General features: G+C 66.6%; 27 protein-coding genes. 3 read left to right on the top strand and 24 right to left on the bottom strand.

Translation table 11 applies throughout. The annotated features are described in order from the left end of the window. Nucleotides 1–132: 132 nt before the first annotated feature. The 19 genes from Q1A87_RS17650 to Q1A87_RS17560 all read right to left on the bottom strand — a co-directional run bounded on the left by Q1A87_RS17650 (nucleotide 133) and on the right by Q1A87_RS17560 (nucleotide 11,272). Nucleotides 133–1,242 carry an IS110 family transposase gene (locus Q1A87_RS17650; protein WP_299654282.1) on the bottom strand — a complete coding sequence of 370 codons (1,110 nt, stop codon included), beginning with the start codon at nucleotides 1,240–1,242 and terminating at the stop codon, nucleotides 133–135. Between the two features lie 89 nt (nucleotides 1,243–1,331). Then, a complete protein-coding gene (locus Q1A87_RS17645) occupies nucleotides 1,332–1,637 on the bottom strand; it encodes a hypothetical protein (RefSeq protein WP_299654279.1) in 306 nt (101 codons plus the stop codon). 94 nt (nucleotides 1,638–1,731) lie between these two features. Beyond that, the gene (locus Q1A87_RS17640) at nucleotides 1,732–3,891 is read right to left on the bottom strand and encodes a ParB/RepB/Spo0J family partition protein (protein ID WP_299654276.1); all 2,160 of its coding nucleotides are present in this window, start codon (nucleotides 3,889–3,891) and stop codon (nucleotides 1,732–1,734) included. A gap of 118 nt (nucleotides 3,892–4,009) precedes the next feature. Then, nucleotides 4,010–4,396, bottom strand: coding sequence for a DUF3768 domain-containing protein (locus tag Q1A87_RS17635; protein ID WP_299654273.1), 387 nt, complete (start codon nucleotides 4,394–4,396; stop codon nucleotides 4,010–4,012). 96 nt (nucleotides 4,397–4,492) lie between these two features. Continuing rightward, nucleotides 4,493–4,879, bottom strand: coding sequence for a DUF3768 domain-containing protein (locus Q1A87_RS17630; RefSeq protein ID WP_299654270.1), 387 nt, complete (start codon nucleotides 4,877–4,879; stop codon nucleotides 4,493–4,495). Nucleotides 4,880–4,985: 106 nt separating this feature from the next. Continuing rightward, nucleotides 4,986–5,288, bottom strand: a complete 303-nt coding sequence (locus Q1A87_RS17625) for a hypothetical protein (RefSeq protein ID WP_299654267.1) — start codon at nucleotides 5,286–5,288, stop codon at nucleotides 4,986–4,988. Continuing rightward, nucleotides 5,285–5,575: a hypothetical protein gene (locus Q1A87_RS17620; RefSeq protein ID WP_299654264.1), complete on the bottom strand. Its 291-nt coding sequence runs from the start codon at nucleotides 5,573–5,575 to the stop codon at nucleotides 5,285–5,287. Before Q1A87_RS17620 ends, Q1A87_RS17625 begins: the two co-directional genes overlap by 4 nt. Nucleotides 5,576–5,660: 85 nt before the next feature. Next, the gene (locus Q1A87_RS17615; RefSeq protein ID WP_299654261.1) at nucleotides 5,661–5,885 is read right to left on the bottom strand and encodes a hypothetical protein; all 225 of its coding nucleotides are present in this window, start codon (nucleotides 5,883–5,885) and stop codon (nucleotides 5,661–5,663) included. Between the two features lie 97 nt (nucleotides 5,886–5,982). Continuing rightward, entirely contained in the window at nucleotides 5,983–6,384 is a 402-nt protein-coding gene (locus Q1A87_RS17610) for a DUF3768 domain-containing protein (RefSeq protein WP_299654258.1), read from the bottom strand. Nucleotides 6,385–6,451: 67 nt separating this feature from the next. After that, nucleotides 6,452–7,351 carry a hypothetical protein gene (locus Q1A87_RS17605; RefSeq protein WP_299654255.1) on the bottom strand — a complete coding sequence of 300 codons (900 nt, stop codon included), beginning with the start codon at nucleotides 7,349–7,351 and terminating at the stop codon, nucleotides 6,452–6,454. An 81-nt stretch (nucleotides 7,352–7,432) separates the two neighbouring features. Beyond that, the gene (locus Q1A87_RS17600; RefSeq protein WP_299654252.1) at nucleotides 7,433–7,933 is read right to left on the bottom strand and encodes a hypothetical protein; all 501 of its coding nucleotides are present in this window, start codon (nucleotides 7,931–7,933) and stop codon (nucleotides 7,433–7,435) included. After that, on the bottom strand, nucleotides 7,930–8,328 hold the full coding sequence (locus Q1A87_RS17595) for a hypothetical protein (protein WP_299654249.1): 399 nt from the start codon (nucleotides 8,326–8,328) through the stop codon (nucleotides 7,930–7,932). The genes Q1A87_RS17600 and Q1A87_RS17595 overlap by 4 nt, the downstream gene beginning before the upstream one ends. A gap of 88 nt (nucleotides 8,329–8,416) precedes the next feature. After that, complete coding sequence (locus Q1A87_RS17590; protein WP_299654246.1) at nucleotides 8,417–8,713, bottom strand: hypothetical protein; 297 nt, start codon at nucleotides 8,711–8,713, stop codon at nucleotides 8,417–8,419. Nucleotides 8,714–8,804: 91 nt separating this feature from the next. Further along, nucleotides 8,805–9,023: a hypothetical protein gene (locus Q1A87_RS17585; RefSeq protein ID WP_299654243.1), complete on the bottom strand. Its 219-nt coding sequence runs from the start codon at nucleotides 9,021–9,023 to the stop codon at nucleotides 8,805–8,807. Nucleotides 9,024–9,250: 227 nt separating this feature from the next. Then, nucleotides 9,251–9,493, bottom strand: a complete 243-nt coding sequence (locus Q1A87_RS17580; protein WP_299654240.1) for a hypothetical protein — start codon at nucleotides 9,491–9,493, stop codon at nucleotides 9,251–9,253. Further along, nucleotides 9,480–10,415 (bottom strand): zincin-like metallopeptidase domain-containing protein, encoded by a 936-nt coding sequence (locus Q1A87_RS17575; RefSeq protein ID WP_299654237.1) that lies wholly within the window; start codon nucleotides 10,413–10,415, stop codon nucleotides 9,480–9,482. The genes Q1A87_RS17580 and Q1A87_RS17575 overlap by 14 nt, the downstream gene beginning before the upstream one ends. An 80-nt stretch (nucleotides 10,416–10,495) precedes the next feature. After that, the gene (locus tag Q1A87_RS17570) at nucleotides 10,496–10,813 is read right to left on the bottom strand and encodes a hypothetical protein (RefSeq protein ID WP_299654234.1); all 318 of its coding nucleotides are present in this window, start codon (nucleotides 10,811–10,813) and stop codon (nucleotides 10,496–10,498) included. Between the two features lie 35 nt (nucleotides 10,814–10,848). Further along, a complete protein-coding gene (locus Q1A87_RS17565) occupies nucleotides 10,849–11,058 on the bottom strand; it encodes a hypothetical protein (RefSeq protein ID WP_299654231.1) in 210 nt (69 codons plus the stop codon). Nucleotides 11,059–11,143: 85 nt separating this feature from the next. Continuing rightward, nucleotides 11,144–11,272, bottom strand: coding sequence for a hypothetical protein (locus tag Q1A87_RS17560; protein WP_299654228.1), 129 nt, complete (start codon nucleotides 11,270–11,272; stop codon nucleotides 11,144–11,146). Between the two features lie 289 nt (nucleotides 11,273–11,561). Here Q1A87_RS17560 and Q1A87_RS17555 point away from each other — a divergent pair, with 289 nt between their 5' ends. After that, nucleotides 11,562–12,191, top strand: coding sequence for a hypothetical protein (locus tag Q1A87_RS17555; RefSeq protein ID WP_299654225.1), 630 nt, complete (start codon nucleotides 11,562–11,564; stop codon nucleotides 12,189–12,191). Between the two features lie 668 nt (nucleotides 12,192–12,859). On the opposite strand, the gene Q1A87_RS17550 is transcribed toward Q1A87_RS17555, so the two are convergent. Beyond that, the gene (locus Q1A87_RS17550) at nucleotides 12,860–13,156 is read right to left on the bottom strand and encodes a hypothetical protein (RefSeq protein WP_299654222.1); all 297 of its coding nucleotides are present in this window, start codon (nucleotides 13,154–13,156) and stop codon (nucleotides 12,860–12,862) included. After that, nucleotides 13,153–13,743, bottom strand: coding sequence for a hypothetical protein (locus Q1A87_RS17545; RefSeq protein WP_299654219.1), 591 nt, complete (start codon nucleotides 13,741–13,743; stop codon nucleotides 13,153–13,155). The genes Q1A87_RS17550 and Q1A87_RS17545 overlap by 4 nt, the downstream gene beginning before the upstream one ends. Before the next feature lie 324 nt (nucleotides 13,744–14,067). On the opposite strand from Q1A87_RS17545, the gene Q1A87_RS17540 reads away from it, so the two are divergent. Both Q1A87_RS17540 and Q1A87_RS17535 read left to right on the top strand, forming a co-directional pair. Then, nucleotides 14,068–14,736: a response regulator transcription factor gene (locus Q1A87_RS17540; RefSeq protein WP_299654216.1), complete on the top strand. Its 669-nt coding sequence runs from the start codon at nucleotides 14,068–14,070 to the stop codon at nucleotides 14,734–14,736. Continuing rightward, complete coding sequence (locus Q1A87_RS17535; RefSeq protein WP_299654212.1) at nucleotides 14,736–16,082, top strand: ATP-binding protein; 1,347 nt, start codon at nucleotides 14,736–14,738, stop codon at nucleotides 16,080–16,082. Before Q1A87_RS17540 ends, Q1A87_RS17535 begins: the two co-directional genes overlap by 1 nt. Here the strand turns inward: Q1A87_RS17535 and Q1A87_RS17530 are convergent. The 3 genes from Q1A87_RS17530 to Q1A87_RS17520 form a co-directional block, all read right to left on the bottom strand. Beyond that, nucleotides 16,060–16,164 carry a DUF2474 family protein gene (locus Q1A87_RS17530; RefSeq protein WP_299654209.1) on the bottom strand — a complete coding sequence of 35 codons (105 nt, stop codon included), beginning with the start codon at nucleotides 16,162–16,164 and terminating at the stop codon, nucleotides 16,060–16,062. The two genes, Q1A87_RS17535 and Q1A87_RS17530, sit on opposite strands and share 23 nt — an antisense overlap. After that, nucleotides 16,164–17,195 (bottom strand): cytochrome d ubiquinol oxidase subunit II, encoded by a 1,032-nt coding sequence (cydB, locus tag Q1A87_RS17525; protein ID WP_299654206.1) that lies wholly within the window; start codon nucleotides 17,193–17,195, stop codon nucleotides 16,164–16,166. Before cydB ends, Q1A87_RS17530 begins: the two co-directional genes overlap by 1 nt. A gap of 4 nt (nucleotides 17,196–17,199) precedes the next feature. Then, nucleotides 17,200–18,261: cytochrome ubiquinol oxidase subunit I (locus Q1A87_RS17520; RefSeq protein WP_299654203.1), on the bottom strand; the 1,062-nt coding region annotated here is incomplete at its 5' end.

Raw genomic sequence — 18,261 nt, 5'->3', positions numbered from 1 at the left:
GAAAAGCGTCAGAGGCCTTCGTTCATTCTGCTGTCGGATGTCCGAGAGGAACTCGGATCCAAATTCTGGATCGAAGGTCTGCCTCCTGCCGCGCCCGGCGCCCAGCCCTCCAGCAACTCGCGTGATGGCGGGTCACGCAGGCTTGGGGGTCGTGCGGATGGCGATTGCCCAGATGAAACCAACCAGTTCGCGGGCGACGGCCGTTGCCGCGACATTGCTTCGCTTTCCTCGGCCCTCGAGCCGGCGGAATCGTCTGTTCAGCCGAACTTGGGCCTTCCAGGCAACATCCTTCAGCTCCTGCGCATATGGCTCGCGCTTGCGCAAAAGCATCGCGCCGACTTTCGGGGGCCAACGATAAGCCCATGCCGCTTCCACAAGCATGACCCGGGCGATCGTGTTGCCCGCCTTTGTGATGCCTCCGGAACGAAACTTGCCGCCACTCGAATGTTCGCCGGGTACAAGACCAAGATACGCCATCAGTTTTCGAGGGGTCGCGAAGCGGGAGAAATCGCCGATCTCCGCGGCGAGCGTCACCGCGACGACAAGGCCCACTCCTTTGAAGACCTGAAGGGCATGGACAACCGGCGCCAAGGCCCAGCTGGGGACCAAGTCGGCGATCTGCTGTTCGACCTCCGATTTTCGTGCCTCAGCGTGCTCCAGCCGGTTGATATAGCTTTGTAAGGCAAGTTTCTGGGCGGGGTGTTCAAAGGTCAGCGCCCCGAGCCAGCTCCGATATTTAAGCGTCCAGACCTTACCGGCACGACGAAGGCCGTGTTTGAGAAGGAACATTCGAATGAGAGATCGTCCTGCCCGCACGTCCTGCGACGCAACCTGACGCGCTCGCACCAGGTCCCGCATCGCCTCATGTGTCGCGTCGGGGACCCAGACGAAAGTGAGTTCCCCCGATCGTAGAAGACGAGCAAGCATCATGGCATCGCGGGTGTCGTTCTTCACTCTGTCGCCTGGCCGTTTGGGCGTATGACTCGGCGCCACGACCTTGCAGGCGATGCCCATCTCGGCGAGTTGCCGATAGATGCCGTATCCGCAAGGGCCCGCCTCATAGGTGACCTCGATGCTTCCGTGCCGATGCACCAGCTTCCGAACCATTCGCGCGACGGCGTCCGGCGTATTATCGATCGCGCCGACTTTGCGGATCTCGCCGTCACGACCTGCATCCGCGACTGCAACGGTTATTCCATCCTTGTGGACATCCAGTCCCACAAAGGCCTGATAGGTTTCCATCTCTGACTCCTCACCAGCAGGCCGAAAAGGAGCGCGACCTGCGATCGCTCAGCAGCAATCCTGCCAGCAGCGAGGAGCGCCACAAATGGTCATGCCATCTGCTGAAGCCGGATCTGCGCCTCCGAGCGCCGCGTCTCGGTCGGCCGCGCGCCCGCGCCGGCGGTGAGCTGCGCGAGGCGCGTGGCGGGATCGGAGGCGAGCGGCACGTCGCGATCGGCGAGGATCGCGGCGGATTGCACGAGGTCGTAGGCTTGCCGCCACGTCCACGCGCCCGACGCATCGGTGCCGCCGACGGCCTCGGTGAGCTGCGCGGCGAGACGGGCGGTGGTCAGGCCGCCGGTTCGCAGGTCGCGGGTGATGAGAGGCAGGAGCGTGTCGATGGCCGGGCGGTTCATGGGGATCGGTCCTTTCGCGGGATCAGGGTTCCCACGACGAAGGGCCGCCTTTCCCCTTTCGGAGAGAGACGGCCCTTCCCGGCGCATCGCTGGATCAGGCGTGTTCGGCCTCCGCCCACGCACGGGCGCCGTCCGTATCCTCCGGGTCCGCGTCCTCGAACGGCACCTCCTCGTCCCACACTTCGGCGTCCTCGTCCGTATCGGCGGCGTCCGCCTCGGCGTCGGCTTGATCCTCGGCCTCGGGTTTCTCCATGCCGCGTAGCCGTGCCTCTCCGAACGCCTCATAGGGGTTCCGCACTTCGCCGATCTCCAACCCCGGCGGGCACCACGTCTCCACCGCTTCGCGCTGCTCGGGCGTGAGCGTGGCGAAGGGCGCGGCGAAGAGGCGCTCGAGGAAGTCGACGATCGCCGTCTTCTTCTCCGACGCGAGCCGCGCCGCCTCCTCGGGCTGGTGCAGGTCGCGAGCGATGAGGCCGAGAAGCACGCTCTTCTTCAGCCGTCCGAAGAACGCCCCGCCGGTCGGCCGCCAGACGGCGCGCAGGTCCGGCACGAGCTGGCGGGCGACATGCGCCATCAGACCTTCGCTGTACCCGAACCCGGTGGGCTTCACCGCGTCGGCCAGCGCCACCGCGACGATGCGAGACTTCATGCCCGGATCGACCGCGCGGAACGCCTCGAACCGCTCGGGCATGGACTTGCCGTCCGCCCACCAATGCAGGTCGAGACCCTCGAACAGCTCTGCCAGCGTCGCGGCAGCCTGCCCGTCCACCTCGTCGGGCTTGCCATGCGGGCGATCCGCGATCGAGGCGGTCACGCCGAAGCTGTAGCTGACGGGGCTCGCCCGGCCGAGAAGGTCGGCCACGGTCTTGAACAGGAGCAGGTCGTGCGCGAGGTCCGGGTCGCCCGCCAGCGCGCTGCCGATCACGGCGGCCTGCTCGGTCCGGAGGTCGGTCTTCAGCGAGTCCGACAGAACGAGTGCGTCGTCGCCCGCCTCGCCGTCCTCGGCACCATCCGCGCTCCCTGCGCCCCCTGCCGGGGTGGCGCCCTCGCCGGTCGCGGCGGGTTGGCGGTCCGTGCGGTCCTCCGGCCGCACCAGACCCTCGATCGTGGCGATCCGTCCCTGGTCCCAGTAGGCCAGCACGCCCGCGCGGCCGAGATCGGCCTCGGCCCAGCCCGTCGTCAGCCCCTCGTACTCGGCGTTGAGCGTCTCGTACTCCTCGTCGAGCGCCGCGATGTCGGGCACCTCGTCGGCTTCATGCTCCTCGTCGTAGGCCGCGTCGCGCAGCTCGTCGATCTCGGCCAGCCGGTCGGCGATGATGCGGCAGCGCGTGGCCGCCTCGCCCGCGGGCTCGACCGCGCCGGGATAGACCCGGCCGTATTCCTGCAGCGCCTTGTAGTCCGCCGCGCGCAGGGCCTCGGCCCACGCGAAGCCCAGCCGCGCCCGCTCGCTCTCGGCATGGGCCGCGAGCTTCTCCATCAGCAGCGTCTCCACCAGCGTCTCGTCGGTCAGGATCGAGTCCTCTTCGATGAGGTCCGCCGCGATGTCGCCACCGGCCGCGCGGTACGCCTCGACCACGAGCTGCGCCACCGCGTCGCCCATCTTCACGCCGCGGTTCCGCAGCTTGTCGCGGATGGCCCACGCAGGGAGGAAGCTCTCGCCGCGCAGCGCCTCGAACACGTCGCGCTGGACGGCCTGGTCGGGATGCTCGGCGAACGCCTTCATCGCGTCGAGCGTGATCTCCTTGGCACGCGCGGCGGCGCGGATGTCCGGGTGGACGCGGCCGAAGCGCAGCCGCTCGATCACCCGGCGGCGCTCGACGCCGAACATCCTGGCGATGCCCTCGGGATCGTGGCCGCCCGCCTCCATCATCCGCGCGAACGCCTCGAACTCGTCCAGCGGGTCCATCGCCTTCTGCGTGACGTTCTCGGCCACGGTGATCGCCGTCGCCGCCGCCACGTCCTCGCCCAGCACCCGGCAGGCCACCCTGGTGCGCATGGTCCAGCCCTTCGCCTCCTTGTCGTTCACGAGCTGGCGCAGCGCCGCGAGACGGCGGCCGCCGGCAAGCACGCCCCACGTCTTGCCGGTCTTCTGCACGATCAGCGGATTGAGCAGGCCCAGCGTGTCGATCGAGGCCGCGAGGTTGGCGATGTCGTCGGCCTCGTAGGTCTCGGGCGAGCCCGCGCGGGCGTTCAGGTCGTGCAGCGCGAGGTCCTTCAGCGCCACGTCCATCGCGGTCAGGTCGGTCGTCGTCATGGTGGTCTCTCCTGATGTGTCTTTCCCGGCCTCCTGGCCGCACACGACGCGAAGCCCGCTTTCCCTCTCGGGCGCGGGCTTCGCAGCAAAGCGGATCGGGTTTGCAGGGCGGGCGGCCCTACCAGTCGGACGGCAGCAGGATCGTCAGCACACGGTAGGTCCGGGCCGGGTCGTCGGGCGCCTCGGAGCCGTATTTCAGGTCGGACCCGTCGTAGGTGTCGATCTTGAACCAGACCGTCGTCCAGTCGACCTCGACCGCGCCGAAGTCGTGAAAGCCGTCGGGATCGTTGTCGGCCGGGAAGTCCGTCACCCGCCCGATGGCGGCGAGGCTGGCCTGGACGAAGGGCATCCCCTTCGCATGGATCGCCTGCGTGGCGACGAGCTGGCCCATCAGGACCGGATCGCCGGGCGCGTAGGGAATGGCGAGGCAGGCGTTGCGGCGGAAGGCGTCGTTCTGCGCGGCTACCTTCGCGGGCTCAGTGACGTATTCGGCGGTGTCGGTCATGGTCTCTCTCCTTCTGCTGGGGACCACAAAGCCGAAGGCCGCCTTTCCCTCTTGGGCGGCGGCCTTGCAGTTCTGCGCGACGAGCGGGGCGAAGGGCTACCAATCCAGCGGCAACAGGATCGTCAGAACGCGGGCGGTTCGGGACGGGTCTGCCGGATCGTCGGCGCCACGCTCATACGCCTGGTCGTAGCAATCGAGCTTCCACCAGACTTCCACATCGCAAATCCGGAAGACGCCGAACGCATGGATTCCGTTTGGATCGGCGTCTTTAGGGAACGAATTGTGGAAGCCGGTCGTGCGAAGGCAGGTGTTGGTGAAAAGCTGTCCGCGCACCAACACGTTGTCCGTGATGTCCAGCCGCCCGGCGAGCGGTTGCATGTCCTCGGGCCACGGACCGCCAAGACAGACATGGCGGCGGAAAGCGTCGTTCTGCTCGGCGATCCGCGCGTGGTCGAACACGGGTCGGCTGGTCGCATCGGTCATGGTCTCTCTCCTCTGTCTGGGGACCACGACGACAAAGAGCCGCCTCCGATCTCTCGAAGACGGCGCTCTCGTCGATGTCGGGGGTCGGGAAGGTCGGCGTCCCGGTTCAGCCCATGAGCCTTTCATCCTTCCAATCACCATCGGCATCGACGGCGCGGACCTCGAAGTCGGGGTGCTTCATGTCGATCGCGCCTGTGTCGATCTCCACGTGGAACGGCAGGTCGCACGTCGTCCCGTCGGTCCAGGTGATGAAACAGGCATTGTACTTGACCCCGAGGCCCCCGATGTCGGCCCATGTGCGGCCTTCCGGCAGGTCGATCACGTCGGTAGCGGAGCAACTGTAGGTCACGGTGAGGCCGATGCGGCGGATCGCGGTGTCGGCGGCAGCAGCCTTGGCGGTCTCGGTCATGCCGGGCGCTCCTCGGAAGCGAGGACTTTGTGGAAGGGCGTGGCGGCGGCCCATGCGCGATAGCCGCGCGGCGCCCGGCCCGACACGATCGAGGTCGAGACGGCGGCGGGCGTCCGGCCTGCTTCGCGCAGGCGGCACACCATCCGGTGGACGGCGTTGCGGATGTCTCCGAGGTCGCCGGTCTCGATGGTCTCGGACGGCATGGCGGAGCCGCCGAGGGCCAGGACGACCTGAAAGCCGCCATGCTCCTGGCGGGCGGCGTAGCTCTCGATCTTGATGACGGGCATGGTCTCTCTCCTTCTGCTGGGGACCACGACGGCAAAAGGCCGCCCCGATCTCTCGGAGCGGCCTCGGGCGGTGGGGCTGGCGTCGTCAGAATATCTCGGCGCGGACCTCCGATCGGCGTTCGTCGAGAAGGCGCGCGATCCGGCCCACGGCGGCGATCGCCGTCTCCCGCGTCGTGATGCCTTCGATCCGCTCGGCAATGTCGGCGTCGGTCCAGCACTCGACGACGAAATCCCATCCCTCGGTCTCGTAGTTCTCCATCGCGTGCGTGCGCACGGCGGCGATCAGGTCCGGGGACACGGTGTCGGTCATGGTCTCTCTCCTCTGTCTGGGGACCATGAAGACCGAAGGCCGCCATTCCCTCTCGGGCGGCGGCCTCGCAGTCCGGTGCGACGACCGAGCGGGGCACTCAATAATCGGACGGGGACAGGATCGTCAGGACGCGGGACGTCAGGGCCGGATCATCGTGGGCCGGCGATCCGAACTTCATCTCCCGGTCGTAATGGTCGATCACGAACCAGACGGTCCGCCCGGCCACGCAGGTCGCGCCCCGGTCACGGAAGCCGCAAGGATCGGCCTCGGCCGGGAACGCCTCGATCTCCCCGACCGCCTTCATGCAGTCCAGAACGAAGAGCAGGCCCACGCGGCGGATCGCCGAGCTGATGACGAGGCCGCCGTCGAGGATCGGCATACCCGCAGGGAACGGCGCGTCATTGCAGACGTGATGACGGAACGCATCGTTCTGGGCTGCGAAGACGGACGGGACGGGTGCGCGAACGCCGCGCGGGCACGGGACGGGCGGATTTCTCATGCACTCTCTCCGGGTCACTGAAAACACGAAGACAGGCGCCGCCTTTCTCTCTCGGGAGGACGACGCTTCAGCCGTCCACCGACCGGGCAAGGCGGCGGGCCGCCAGCTCCAGATGGCCGTCTCGCAGGAGCCGGGCGTTGGCGCGGATCTTGCGCTTGTTCTCGGCGGGCGCGGCCTCTGCCGACCACAGGCCGTTCGCCGAACAGGCGAGCCGGATGTCGGCCTGCATGGAGGAGGACATCTCGATCCGCAGAAGCAGCTCCTGCGCGTTCGGGTGCGGGCGACGGACATGGTAGCCAGCGGCGCGGAACACGCTGGCCAGGCGACGCGTCTCGCGCTCCGCTTCTCCGAAGATGCGGATTGCCTCCTCCAGACGGCGCTGCCGGTCGTGTCGCGCACCGGGATCGGGCTCGAAGTCGGCGGGCAGAGGCCGCACGGTCTCGATCCGCATGACGCGGGGGTCGCGCGTGAGCCACGGGTGGAAGTCGTCGATCCGGGCGCGGTGCAGAAGGTAGGTGCGCTTGCGCTTCGCCAGCGCCACGCAATCGGCCAGGTCGTCGAATTGGTGGCGCAGCTCGTCGCGCCGTGCCGTCTCGCCCGCGATCTCCGCCCCGAGCATCAGGCCCGCCAGCTCGTCGAGCTGCGACAGGAGTGCCGGGGCGGTGGTGCCGGGGCCGGCGAAGACGATCGCACCCCGCCGGGCGGCTGCCTGCCGGGCGCGCTGCGCGGCGGCGGTGTCGAGCCGCTCGATCCGGCGCGTCGTCCGGTTCAGGTCGAGGATGGCGGGCATCCGCCACGCCGTCCGGTGCGAGCTGGCCTGGAGGTAAACCAGCCCGGCGACGCGCAGGATCGTCCCCGTGGCCTCGCGGATCGGCCCGTGTTCGGCGTCGTCGCAGGGCGGGTCGAAGGTGACGCGGACCAGATCGCCGGGATCGAGGTCGTGGTCGGGCAGGGTGGGCTGGTCCATGTCGTGTCTCCGGTTGGGGGTCACGACGCGAAAAGGCCGCCCCGATCTCTCGGAGCGGCCTTCGGCGTCAGGGGCCGGGGATCAGGCGTTGGCGACCGCCCAGCCCCGCGGGGCGTCGAGGTCGGCCAGCGCGATGTTCCGGGTCCGCGCGCCCAGGGCGGCGGCGCGGGCGGCGTAGACGCAGAGCGGCGCGTAGCTGAAGCCGCCCCACGGTTCGGGGTCCGGCGCATGGCCGACCGCGACCAGCGGCAGGCTCATGATCCGGTGCTTCCGCTCGACCGGGCGCGTGTCGATGAGTGGCGCCCCGATCTCGACGAGGATCTGGGCCACCGCGAACTGCTCGAGGGGGCTGTAGCTGCGCAGGGTGCAGCCGCGCGCATAGTGGATCGTCGTGCCACCGATCCCGGCCGAGACGTAGGCGCCGGGCGTGGAGACGGTCTTTCGCAGCGTGTCGAGGTCCGAACGGATCGACTGGCGTTCGCGCGATACCGCTTCCGCGACTTCGCCGCGCTCGCGTAGCGCCACATGCGCCCACCACGCCCGGGTCTTGGCGCGCAGGCGGCGGAGTATCCAGGCGTTCATGCCCCCGCCTCCGTCGAGGATGGCACCGGCTCGCCCGCCAGGATCGCCTTCAGCTCGGCCAGCGCCTCGGCGTCGCCTTGGTCGCAGAGGGCATGGATGCGCTCGGCATGAGTCTCGACACGCTGACGGACGTCCTTGAGCGCCTTCGGACGATAGCGGTCGAGCGGGACGACGCAGATGTAGCCCACCCCGCGCTGCGGCTCGCCGATGCCGATCTTGTAGGTCTTGAAGACCGAGCCCTCCTCATGCTCGTAGACCGTCGAGCGGAAGAAAATGCCTTTCGGTTTCGTGCTGTAGTCGAAGTAGTTGATCCCGCCGCGGTCGTAGTGGACGTCGAGTTCGCGGATATGCGTGGGCGAGATGCGTTTCTTGTGAACGAGGGTCTTGTCGGCCATGCGAGGCTCCTTTCGGTGGGGGTTCAGTCCACGCGAAAAGGAGCCCCCTCGACCCTTTCGGGCGGGAGGCTCCGGCAGGCCGGGCGGCTCATTCGTAGTGCGGCGGGACCTCGGGAAAGACACGCGGCGCGGTATGCTCGAACACGCAGGCCGCGTAGCGCCCGCCCGTGTAGGCCATCGAGCCGATGTCGCGCTTGTCCCTTTGGAGACGGTTCATCAGCCGGTTGGCGCGGGCGGCGAGGGTGTAGGCGGCGTCGGCCGACGGCACGACCTTGAGAACGCGGCAGAGCGCGCCGTGGTCGTACCACCAGCCACCTTCCTCCGGGCCGCCATATGTGCGGTCCATCTCGTAGAGGGCGACGACGTGTCGGATGCGGTCTGGCATGAGGGGGTATCCTTTGCGGTCAGCTTGGGCCTGAACGAGAAGAAGCCCCCACTCCCTCTCGGGCGGGGGCTTCGGGCCGGGGCAGGCCGGTCTAGTGGATCGGAACGTCCTCGCCTTCGCTGCCGAACGCTGCCGTCCATTCCTCGTCGGTGATCCCCGTCATCACGAACTCGCGGTCCGCATCGGAGAGATGCGGTGCCGCGTCCTGGATGAACTCGCCCCCTTCCCACGCGGCGAGCTGCGCCGGCGTCAGGTTGATCTCGCGGGTCCGTTCCACGCCGGTCAGCCGGGAGATGCGGGTGATTTTCATGGTGTCGTCCTTTCCGTTCGGTCCAAGTCCAAACGAAAAGAAGCCCCCTTCATCTTTCGATGCGGGGGCCTCGCGTCTTGGTCGAACGGCTGGCTAGGGTGGTTACTCGGCTGGTCGGTGTTGTCGTGCAGGGTCGTCGTTCTCTACGCGGTCGCCGGACCAGCGCGCCCAGATGACGGCCCCACCGCAGAAGGCGAGTGCAAGAGCTGCCAGGATGAGTTCTCCAATCATCGGTCTATCTCCATTTCGGCATCGTCCGTCTTCAACTGCCCCAATACCATATAAGCGACCCTTACGGCAGCGACAGCCACGACGAAGTGAACCACGATCATCGGCGTGATCGCCACATCGCCGTCGATCAGCGGCCGAGCCACGCCCAGGCCGAAGAACGCGATGGCGATGGCGTTCAGGATCGTCACCGCCAGCTTTACCCTCTCGTTGTGGATCGCCAGATCGTCACGCCGCCTCATGGATCGCCTCCTTCGCCTTCGTGCCCGTCTCCGACGCCGCGACGAGGAAGTCCACGATCCGCTGCGCGTGGGCGGCCGCGGTGAACAAGAACCGGCTGTCGGACTTCAGCACCTTTAGCCAGGACCCGACATAGGCCGCATGGTTCTCGATATGGTTGGGCGCGAAACCCAGGCGTTGCCCCCCGACGACCGCCGAGATCTCGACGCAGAGCTCCTCCTTCGAATAAGCCTCGTTGCCGAAGCTGGAGACGCCGAAGCTGCGATCGAGCCGGTCCTCTGTTTTCGTCCAATGGCCGAGTTCGTGAAATAGCGTCGAGTAGTAGCTGCTTGCGCTCTCGAAGCGTGCCATTGGCGGCATGTGGATGCGGTCGAGAGAAGGGATATAGCAGGCCCGGTCACCGCCGATCACGACATCCGCGTCGATCGCGTCGAAGAACGCCTGCGCTTCGGGGATCGGCTGCGGACCATCGCTCGGATCACCCTCCGGCTCGGGATGGTACGACGCATCGAGCCCGTCGATCTGGCTGACGTGGAAGACCCGGTAGGACTTCAGGAAGCGGTAACTGCCGCCGCCTTCCTTGCCCTCGTCCCCGCCGTCGCCGTCACTGGTCTCCGCGCCGCGCTTCTTGGCCGAGCCGTAGTAGACCACGATCGAGGACCGCTCTCCGCGGCGGACACAGGCGTCCAGTTCGCGGGCCTGGTTGAACGTCATCCAGTAGGGCGAGCTGTAGCCCATCATCGTCGCGCGCAGGCCGAGCAGGAAGGCGTTGATGCCTTGATACCGCTCGCCGTTGTGGCGCAGCGGCACGCCGCCGCCCGCGATCTTCCACGGCTGCCGCCAGGGCATCGTGCCTCTCTCCAGAAGGGCGATGATCTCGTTGGTGATCTCCGTGGCGGGGTCGAGTTTTTGCGTGGTGGCCATCGGTCCGGGTCCTTTCTCCGGGGTGAAAATCCACCACGAAAAAAGGCCCCCTCGCCCTCTCGGGACCGGGAGCCTTCGGATCAGTCGGGCGGGGGGAGATTGCCGCCCACGCCCGCCGCGCGCAGCCGCATCACGCGGGTCGCCAGTGCCACGATGATCGGGGTCTGCGGCGCCGCACCCCGCGCACCCCGGTGGGGCCGCTCGAACCCGGTGGGGAAGTGATGCGGCGGACCTTTCAGGACCGCGACGACGTGTTCGAGGAGCTGCACGTCCATCTCGACGTCGATCTCGTCCACCGGAAATGCCCGCATGTGACGGGCCTCTGCGGCGTACTTCGCCGCCGAGATACGGCGGCCCTTGATCGCGTAGGCCATCGCCAGCCAGTCCGCGATCGTCATGGCGTGGCGACCGCGCAGGTCTCGGCGGCCTCGATCTACCATCGGCCGAGATCGTCGTCGAAGCGGATCGTCGCGTCGGGACCGTGCTGCACGATGAAGGTGCGATCGGCCGCCATGCGGCGGGACAGGTGCAGGTCGGCCGCGCGGTGGCCGCTCGGGCGCGTGCACCAGGCGCCGGCCGTGGCGCGACAATCGCCGCAGGGCACGGCGAGGACAGGATGCTTGTGTCGGGTGAAGTCGGGCATGAGGGCCTCCATTCTGCTTGGCGCTGCAGCGCCGGATGCGGTATGGGTGCCGCAGCCCCGCGAGGGGCTGCGGCGGGGGCTGTCGTCAGACGGTCCCGTGCTGGAGGAGGAAGGCGCGGGCGATCTTGCTGGACAGGCCGCCCTTCCTCAGCAGCGCCCAGGCCTCGGGCCGGCGCGCTGCGATGAAGTCATCGAAGGTCTTCAGTGTTCTCACCCCCTTTCGGAGTTGCCGGTGGGGTCCCAGAGGGGTGTCTTCGTGCGCCCTTGAGCCTGCGCGGGCACGCTCGGCCTCGGCCGGGGCTGGGACGCCGCCCGGCCGGTCCGGTGTGTCGCGGTTCGGATCGTGGGTCGGCCTCGCCGTGGCGCATCGTCCCCGTCTCTTCCTTCCGGACACTCATCCCGAAAGAAGCCTGCTTTTCCTCTCTCGCGGGACGGGCACGGCTAGGCACACCGCTTGAGGCGAAGACGCGGCGGCACCGCTTGCCCCGGCGGATGTTCTGTTATTGTTCTCGGCTATGGGCACCCGCAGACCACGCCGCCACGAATACGCGCCGCATTGCTTCGCGGTGCGCCTCGCGGCCGAGCCCACGGCCTACCGTTACCTGCCGCCCTATCTCGCGCGGCTCCGGGGCGGGCATTACGTCCATCCTTACAACGCCGTCACCTTCGTCTTCGTCGAGGACCTGGCCGATGCCTGCCGGCTTGTGCTGTCCTGCCTCCAGCTCCGCCTGGTCGGGGTGACGGCCGACGACTTCCCGGCCCCGCCCGCCGACATCGGTGGCGAGCATTACGCGGTCCGGCTGGTGATCGCGGTGGAGGGCAAGCGGGGCGATCCGGCGAACCGCCGGACGAGCGATTATCTCGCCGGGGTGACGCACCGTTTCGCGATGTCGAAAGGGCGGCTCAGCTCGGCCGGCGGTCCCGTCGTGCGGATGTACCTGCCGACGCTGCGCGAGGCCGTCGATCTGGTCCGGGCCTGCCCGCATCTGCGTCTTGCGGCGGACAAGTGGCGGACAAGTGGCGGGGCTCGCTCAGATAGAAGAACTGGTAAGTTGTCCTCTTCTAGGCATAGTAATTATCTATGGAAAAGATCCGACGCTATATATCGTCTTCAAGCTTCAAGAGTGATTTAGCTTTAGGAGCCTCTCTATTAGCTCTCCTGATAAGTTACCTTGCGTATCGAAACGATACGTTGCCTCCGCATGTATCAACTCGCTTAACACAATTCGCGGTAACTGGTCGTCCTGTTACGATTCAGGCGAAGTTCGATGTTTCAATATCCAATCTTTCGTCGCGATCCGTTTATATCATTAAGTGTGAAATCGCGATCAACGGTATAGGAGACGGTGGCGGGGGTTATACGGAGTCCTTCATACCATGCAAGACAGAGCTATTCGACGAAGGAAAAAGATTTGAGATTGCTTCAGGAGCAACGGAGTTTTTCTCTTTGGATTCCGAAATACCCGTTCATGAACACGACGAGAAGACCGCTCTGTCTTTGATGGGTATTGACGTTGATGATATAAGTGAGAGATTAGAAGAAGGACCCTGCGTTGCGGATATTTCGACCCGTCGAACAGGCGCAAGCGCAAGCCAAAACTGTTCTCTCATACAAAGATCATCGGGCGGCTTTTTAAGCGACGGACCGTCTCAGCAGGTTCTCAGTTTCGTCCTTCAAGATGGAACCGGAAACATCATTAGAACGCCAATCTATCTATCACTGAACCAGGTGTGGCCTTGGGGGGCCTGAAGTTGTGCACCCTACGCGATCCGACAACATGAGCTTCTAGCTTGAGAGCCGTCAGTCGATCGCCTCGAACGCGATGCCGGCCCCATCGCCGAAGTATTCGACGTAGCGATTGAATATGACCTGAAACTCGGTCCGCGCCCGCATGGCCTCGTCGTTGAGGCAGTTCAGGTAGTCCTCGGTGCCGTCGATGTAGTCCTGGTACTGCTGGTCGATAAGATCGCGCAGCTCGGGATCGCCCTCGGGCGGCGCATAGGCGAAGGGCTTCTCGGGCGGCAGGCATCCGACCTGGGCCGCGGCCAAGGTCGGTGCCATCGCCACCCCTGCCAGCAGGATCGCAGCGCGGATCAATCCGTGTAGCGCACGGTGACAGGAGCGCCCCGGCCGGTGTCGAACTTTTGCCAGCCTTGCGAGTAGGCCTGTGGCGTGTCTGTCTCCAGCGTCAGGTTGACCCAGGCGTCGGCCCGCTGCGGCGCGGTCTTGTTGGTATAGGTCGTGACGGTGCTGTAGCCCTCGTCGCTCGTCCATCCGGTATGGGAATAAGCCGTGTCGTAGCAGAACGTGTTGACGGTCTGACGCCATCCGTTGTCGTCGGAAGAGGTCCGGTGGTAGAGGTGCTTGCCCTCGGGGCATTCCCAACCTGCCGGCGTGGCCGGGCTCTTGAACGCATAGTCCATGTCGTAGGCGTCGTATTCCGCCCCGTTCGACATGGCGCAGAACCCGATGGGGGATTTGCCGTCGCGCAGGCGGTCCATCATGTGATCGAAGGCGTCCGAGCACCCGGACGGAAAGCCGCCGGGCAGGCACAGGAGGAGCTTGCAGTCCATGTCGTAGTCCGCGGCCGAAGCCGTGGAGGGGACAAAGCTGGCAAGGGCGGCGAGCGCGGCAGTGCCGGCGAGGGTGACCGAAGCGGAGCGGATGCGGGCAGGGGTGGTCATGTCGTCTCCGGAAAAGAGGGGACAGGGCAGGGCATGACCGGACTCTATCATGAGGAAACGGAACGTGAATCGAGAAACCGCTGAGCTTCACCGATCAACTACGGTTCGGCATCTCACAACTCGGCATGGCGCGCGCTTGCTCCGTCAGCCAGCATGTTCGTTGCTGACTACCATAGTCGTCACAGCCATACCGCAAAGGATTATGCCTGAATTTTCGAGGCAATGAATGCGGCCAAAAAACTCTGGTTCAAATCGACTCTCGTGACGAAAGAGCCGTAAGGCCCGCTTAAGCATCGGCGACCATTCCAGCCTCGAGATGTGTGCATGCGTATTCTGATCGTCGAGGACGACCCCGTCCTGCTGAATGGGTTGACCGTCGGACTGCGGCTGTCCGGCTTTTCTCCGGAAGCTGTGGCGTCTCTCGCCGATGCGGCAACAGCAATGGACAGCGACGAGTTTCGCGCCGTCGTGCTCGATATCGGTTTACCGGACGGGTCAGGTCTCGATTTTCTTGCCACCCTGCGGCGCGCGGGCGATGCGCGCCCGGTTGTCTTGCTGACCGCCCGCGACCAGGTGGCGGACCGGATCACCGGCCTCGACACGGGCGCGGACGATTACGTGGGTAAACCGTTCGATCTGCACGAATTGGCCGCGCGTCTCCGAGCGCTTCTGCGGCGGGGGGAGGGACGCGCGCAGCCATCCATCGAATGGAACGGTCTGGTCGTGTATCCCGAGACGATGTCAGGCAAGCGCGACGGCGGCACCATCCGCTTCGCCGCGCGCGAGTTCGCGCTCCTGCAGCACCTCCTCGAGCGCCCGACTGCGATCCGCTCGAAGGCGGAGCTGGAAGAGCGGCTCTACGGCTGGAACGAGGAGATCGAGAGCAACGCCGTCGAGGTCCATGTCCACAAGCTGCGCGCCAAGCTCGGCGCGCGATTCATCGAGACCGTCCGTGGCGTGGGCTATCGGCTGGCCGAAGAGGATGCAGGCTGATGTCGATCCGCCTGCGCCTGATCCTCGCGCTCGTGCTGGCCACCGGTCTGGTCTGGCTGTCGGCCTTTCTCTGGATCGAGACCTCGACCCGCGGCAAGGTCGAACAGGTTCTCGACGCCCGGCTCGCCGAGTCAGCGCGGATGGTGTCCTCGCTACTGACCAACCGCCGGATCGACGTCGCCGATGCCGCTGCCTTCTCCCGCGCCTTGCCTGATCGAGGCGGCTATTCCCGGCAGCTGTCCTGTCAAATCTGGTCGCTTTCGGGCGAACTCATCGGGCGGTCGTCCGGCGCACCATCAATGCGGCTGACGCAAGCGTCGGAAGCCGGCTACAGCTACTCCGAGATCGATGGTGAACGATGGCGGGTCTACGCTGTCGTCAACGAACGGATCGGTGCCCGGATCATGGTTGGCGACAGCGTCGAGGTTCGCGACCGCCTGGTTCGCGACGTGGTCGGGGGATTGCTTCTGCCGGCCGCCATCGTACTTCCCGTCCTTGCCGTCGTCATATTCCTCAGCGTGACGCGCGGCCTCGCGCCGCTCGACCGGCTCGCCCGAACGCTTCGCATGCGGCAGCCGACCGATTTCAGCTCTCTTCCGGCAGGACCGGCACCTGCCGAGCTCCGGCCCGTCCGCGATGCGCTGAACAACCTCTTCGCACGCGTCGCGCGCACCCGGGAGATGGAGCGCGACTTCACGGCTTTCGCAGCCCATGAGCTGAAGACCCCGCTCGCCGGTCTCAAGACGCAGGCGCAGATCGCGCGGATCGCGAAGGACGACACGACGCGCGAGACCGCGCTCTGCGACATCGAGACCTCGGTCGCACGCACCGACCGCCTCGTTCGACAACTTCTCGAGCTAACGGCCGTCGAGGGAGCGCAGCTTCCGGAGCAACGGGTCGAGCTGTCTTCGGTCGTCTCCGATGTCGCGAGCGAACTGAATCGGCTGGCGGAGGATCGCGAGATCTCGATCCGGATCGTGCCGTCCGAAGCCGACAGGCTGCCCCTGCCGCGGATCCTGCTTCACGCCGCGATCCGGAACCTCGTCGAGAACGCGGTGCTCGCCGCGCCGGCCGGAAGCGACGTCCAGATCCACACCGCCTGCGATCCGCAGTTCTGCATCATCGAGATCGTCGATCGAGGCACCGGTATTCCGGACGATATCCGCCGGCGCGTACCACAGCGCTTCCTGCGAGGCGGGACCGGAACGGGAAGCGGTCTTGGCCTCGCGATCGTCGCGGTCGCGATGGAACGCCTCGGGGGCAGCCTGACCTTCCCGGACGCGGCGCGCGGTCAAGTGGTTCGCCTGACGCTGCCCCGTCACTCTAGACGATCGCCAGACGGATGACCCAGGCCACGAGGCCGAGAACGAGCACGGAGGCCGCCCAGATCCCGACGAACCATAGAAGCCTGCGGAGTCGCGGCGACATCAGTGATACCCGGAATCCGGGTCCACCTTTCCGCGGAACACCCAATAGGCATAGGCCGTGTAGGTCAGGATCACGGGCAGCAGGATCGCCGCGCCGACCAGCATGAAGATCTGGCTCGCCCGCGGCGCGGCGGCTTCCCAGATCGTGACCTCGGTGGGCACGATATAGGGGAACATCGACACGCCGAGCCCGCCGAAGCACAGCACGAAGAGCAGCAGCGACAGCACGAAGGGCCGGTATTCGTGCTTGTGCACGGTCAGCGACTTGAACATGAGCGCGGCGATCCCGAGGACCGCCAGCCCGACCAGCCCCGCCAGCGCGATGCGCCAATCCGCGAACCAGCGGTTGTAGTAGCCCTCCTGCAGGAACGGCGTCCACAGGCTCACGAGCCCGATGAAACCGATCGTGCCCACGCCCAGTGGCCAGGCCCGCTTGCGCATGCGCTCCTGCAGGTCGTCCGTCGTCTTCATCACCAGCCACGTCGCCCCGAGCAGCATGTAGCCCACCATCACCGCCACCCCGACGGTGAGCGAGAACGGCGTGAGCCAGTCCCACCAGCCGCCGTCGTAGATGCGTCCGGCCTTGTCGATGTCGATCCCCTGCAGCAGCCCGCCCAGCGTGATCCCCTGCGCCAGCGCGGCCATCGCCGAGCCGCCGATGAAGGCGATGTCCCACACGCCCCGCCACCGCTCGGTGCGCCAGCGGAACTCGAAGGCGACGCCGCGGAAGATCAGCGCGAGCAGCATCGCGATGATCGGCGCGTAGAGCGCCGGCAGGATCAGGGAATAGGCCAGCGGGAACGCCGCGAAGAGCCCACCGCCCCCCAGGATGAGCCAGGTCTCGTTGCCGTCCCAGACCGGCGCCACCGTGTTCATCATCACGTCGCGATCGTGCCGGTGCCGCTCCGTCGCGAAGAGCATGCCGAGCCCGAGGTCGAACCCGTCGAGGACGACGTAGACGAGCACCGCGAAGGCGATGATCCCCGCCCAGATCACGGTCAGATCGAAGGAGAATCCGTCGACGAGGGGCATGGTCTCACTCTCCCGGTTGCGCGGCCTGCGGCCGGCGGGCGGCTTCCTCCGGCGCGGGCGTCAGGCCCGCGGTCCGGACCGGACCCTTGCTGGTATCCCCGAGCCGCGGCTCGTCGAAGACCGGCGGGCGCGACATCAGGCGCAGGATGTAGAACGTCCCCGCGCCGAAGACGGCGAAGTAGATCACGATGAAGGCCACGAGCGAGGCGCCCACGGCCGGCGCGGCGAGCGGCGCCACGCTGTCGATCGTGCGCAGGTGCCCGTAGACGGTGAAGGGCTGGCGACCCACCTCGGTCGTGACCCAGCCCGCCAGGACCGCGATCAGGCCGGACGGTGCCATCGCCAGCGCCGCACGGTGCAGCCACGGTGCCTCGAAGAGCCGTCCGCGCCACCGCGCCCAGAGCGACCAGAGGCCGATGCCCAGCATCGCGAAGCCAATCGCCACCATGATGCGGAACGACCAGAAGACGATCGCGACAGGCGGCTGATCCTCGTCCGGGATCGTATCGAGCCCGGCCAGCGGCGCGTCCAGATCGTGCTTGAGGATCAGCGAGGAAAGTTTGGGAATGCCCACGGCGTAGTCGAGGCGCTGTTCCGCGTCGTTCGGGATGCCGAAGAGATAGAGCGGCGCGCCGTCGGGATGGCTCTCGTAATGCCCCTCCATCGCCATGACCTTCTGCGGCTGGTATTCGAGCGTATTGATCCCGTGCATGTCGCCGAGGAAGATCTGCACCGGCGCGACCAGCGTCGCCATCCACATCGCCATCGAGAACATCGTGCGCGTCGCGGCCGAGGCTTTCTGCCCGCGCCGCCGCCGCTTCAGGAGGTGATAGGCCGCCACGCCGCCGACGATGAAGGCCGTGGTCAGGTAGGCGGCCGTCACCGTATGGGCGAGGCGGAAGGGGAAGGACGGGTTGAACACGACCTGCCAGAAATCGGTGGGCAGGAACTGCCCGGTCTCCGGGTCGATCTCGAACCCCGCCGGCGTGTGCATCCAGCTGTTCACCGACAGGATCCAGAAGGCCGAGAAGAAGGTGCCGAACGCCACGGCCGCGCAGGCCGCCAT

Source organism: uncultured Jannaschia sp., assembly GCF_947494055.1.
Taxonomy (GTDB): Bacteria; Pseudomonadota; Alphaproteobacteria; order Rhodobacterales; family Rhodobacteraceae; genus Jannaschia.
This window is presented reverse-complemented; position numbering and strand designations above follow the sequence as displayed.

What these genes read in the sequence shown, in the direction of transcription:
- Q1A87_RS17650 (WP_299654282.1), bottom strand. Translation starts at nt 1,242, where the DNA reads ATGGAAACCTATCAGGCCTTTGTGGGACTGGATGTCCACAAGGATGGA.
- Q1A87_RS17645 (WP_299654279.1), bottom strand. Translation starts at nt 1,637, where the DNA reads ATGAACCGCCCGGCCATCGACACGCTCCTGCCTCTCATCACCCGCGAC.
- Q1A87_RS17640 (WP_299654276.1), bottom strand. Translation starts at nt 3,891, where the DNA reads ATGACGACGACCGACCTGACCGCGATGGACGTGGCGCTGAAGGACCTC.
- Q1A87_RS17635 (WP_299654273.1), bottom strand. Translation starts at nt 4,396, where the DNA reads ATGACCGACACCGCCGAATACGTCACTGAGCCCGCGAAGGTAGCCGCG.
- Q1A87_RS17630 (WP_299654270.1), bottom strand. Translation starts at nt 4,879, where the DNA reads ATGACCGATGCGACCAGCCGACCCGTGTTCGACCACGCGCGGATCGCC.
- Q1A87_RS17625 (WP_299654267.1), bottom strand. Translation starts at nt 5,288, where the DNA reads ATGACCGAGACCGCCAAGGCTGCTGCCGCCGACACCGCGATCCGCCGC.
- Q1A87_RS17620 (WP_299654264.1), bottom strand. Translation starts at nt 5,575, where the DNA reads ATGCCCGTCATCAAGATCGAGAGCTACGCCGCCCGCCAGGAGCATGGC.
- Q1A87_RS17615 (WP_299654261.1), bottom strand. Translation starts at nt 5,885, where the DNA reads ATGACCGACACCGTGTCCCCGGACCTGATCGCCGCCGTGCGCACGCAC.
- Q1A87_RS17610 (WP_299654258.1), bottom strand. Translation starts at nt 6,384, where the DNA reads ATGAGAAATCCGCCCGTCCCGTGCCCGCGCGGCGTTCGCGCACCCGTC.
- Q1A87_RS17605 (WP_299654255.1), bottom strand. Translation starts at nt 7,351, where the DNA reads ATGGACCAGCCCACCCTGCCCGACCACGACCTCGATCCCGGCGATCTG.
- Q1A87_RS17600 (WP_299654252.1), bottom strand. Translation starts at nt 7,933, where the DNA reads ATGAACGCCTGGATACTCCGCCGCCTGCGCGCCAAGACCCGGGCGTGG.
- Q1A87_RS17595 (WP_299654249.1), bottom strand. Translation starts at nt 8,328, where the DNA reads ATGGCCGACAAGACCCTCGTTCACAAGAAACGCATCTCGCCCACGCAT.
- Q1A87_RS17590 (WP_299654246.1), bottom strand. Translation starts at nt 8,713, where the DNA reads ATGCCAGACCGCATCCGACACGTCGTCGCCCTCTACGAGATGGACCGC.
- Q1A87_RS17585 (WP_299654243.1), bottom strand. Translation starts at nt 9,023, where the DNA reads ATGAAAATCACCCGCATCTCCCGGCTGACCGGCGTGGAACGGACCCGC.
- Q1A87_RS17580 (WP_299654240.1), bottom strand. Translation starts at nt 9,493, where the DNA reads ATGAGGCGGCGTGACGATCTGGCGATCCACAACGAGAGGGTAAAGCTG.
- Q1A87_RS17575 (WP_299654237.1), bottom strand. Translation starts at nt 10,415, where the DNA reads ATGGCCACCACGCAAAAACTCGACCCCGCCACGGAGATCACCAACGAG.
- Q1A87_RS17570 (WP_299654234.1), bottom strand. Translation starts at nt 10,813, where the DNA reads ATGACGATCGCGGACTGGCTGGCGATGGCCTACGCGATCAAGGGCCGC.
- Q1A87_RS17565 (WP_299654231.1), bottom strand. Translation starts at nt 11,058, where the DNA reads ATGCCCGACTTCACCCGACACAAGCATCCTGTCCTCGCCGTGCCCTGC.
- Q1A87_RS17545 (WP_299654219.1), bottom strand. Translation starts at nt 13,743, where the DNA reads ATGACCACCCCTGCCCGCATCCGCTCCGCTTCGGTCACCCTCGCCGGC.
- Q1A87_RS17540 (WP_299654216.1), top strand. Translation starts at nt 14,068, where the DNA reads ATGCGTATTCTGATCGTCGAGGACGACCCCGTCCTGCTGAATGGGTTG.
- Q1A87_RS17535 (WP_299654212.1), top strand. Translation starts at nt 14,736, where the DNA reads ATGTCGATCCGCCTGCGCCTGATCCTCGCGCTCGTGCTGGCCACCGGT.
- Q1A87_RS17530 (WP_299654209.1), bottom strand. Translation starts at nt 16,164, where the DNA reads ATGTCGCCGCGACTCCGCAGGCTTCTATGGTTCGTCGGGATCTGGGCG.
- cydB (WP_299654206.1), bottom strand. Translation starts at nt 17,195, where the DNA reads ATGCCCCTCGTCGACGGATTCTCCTTCGATCTGACCGTGATCTGGGCG.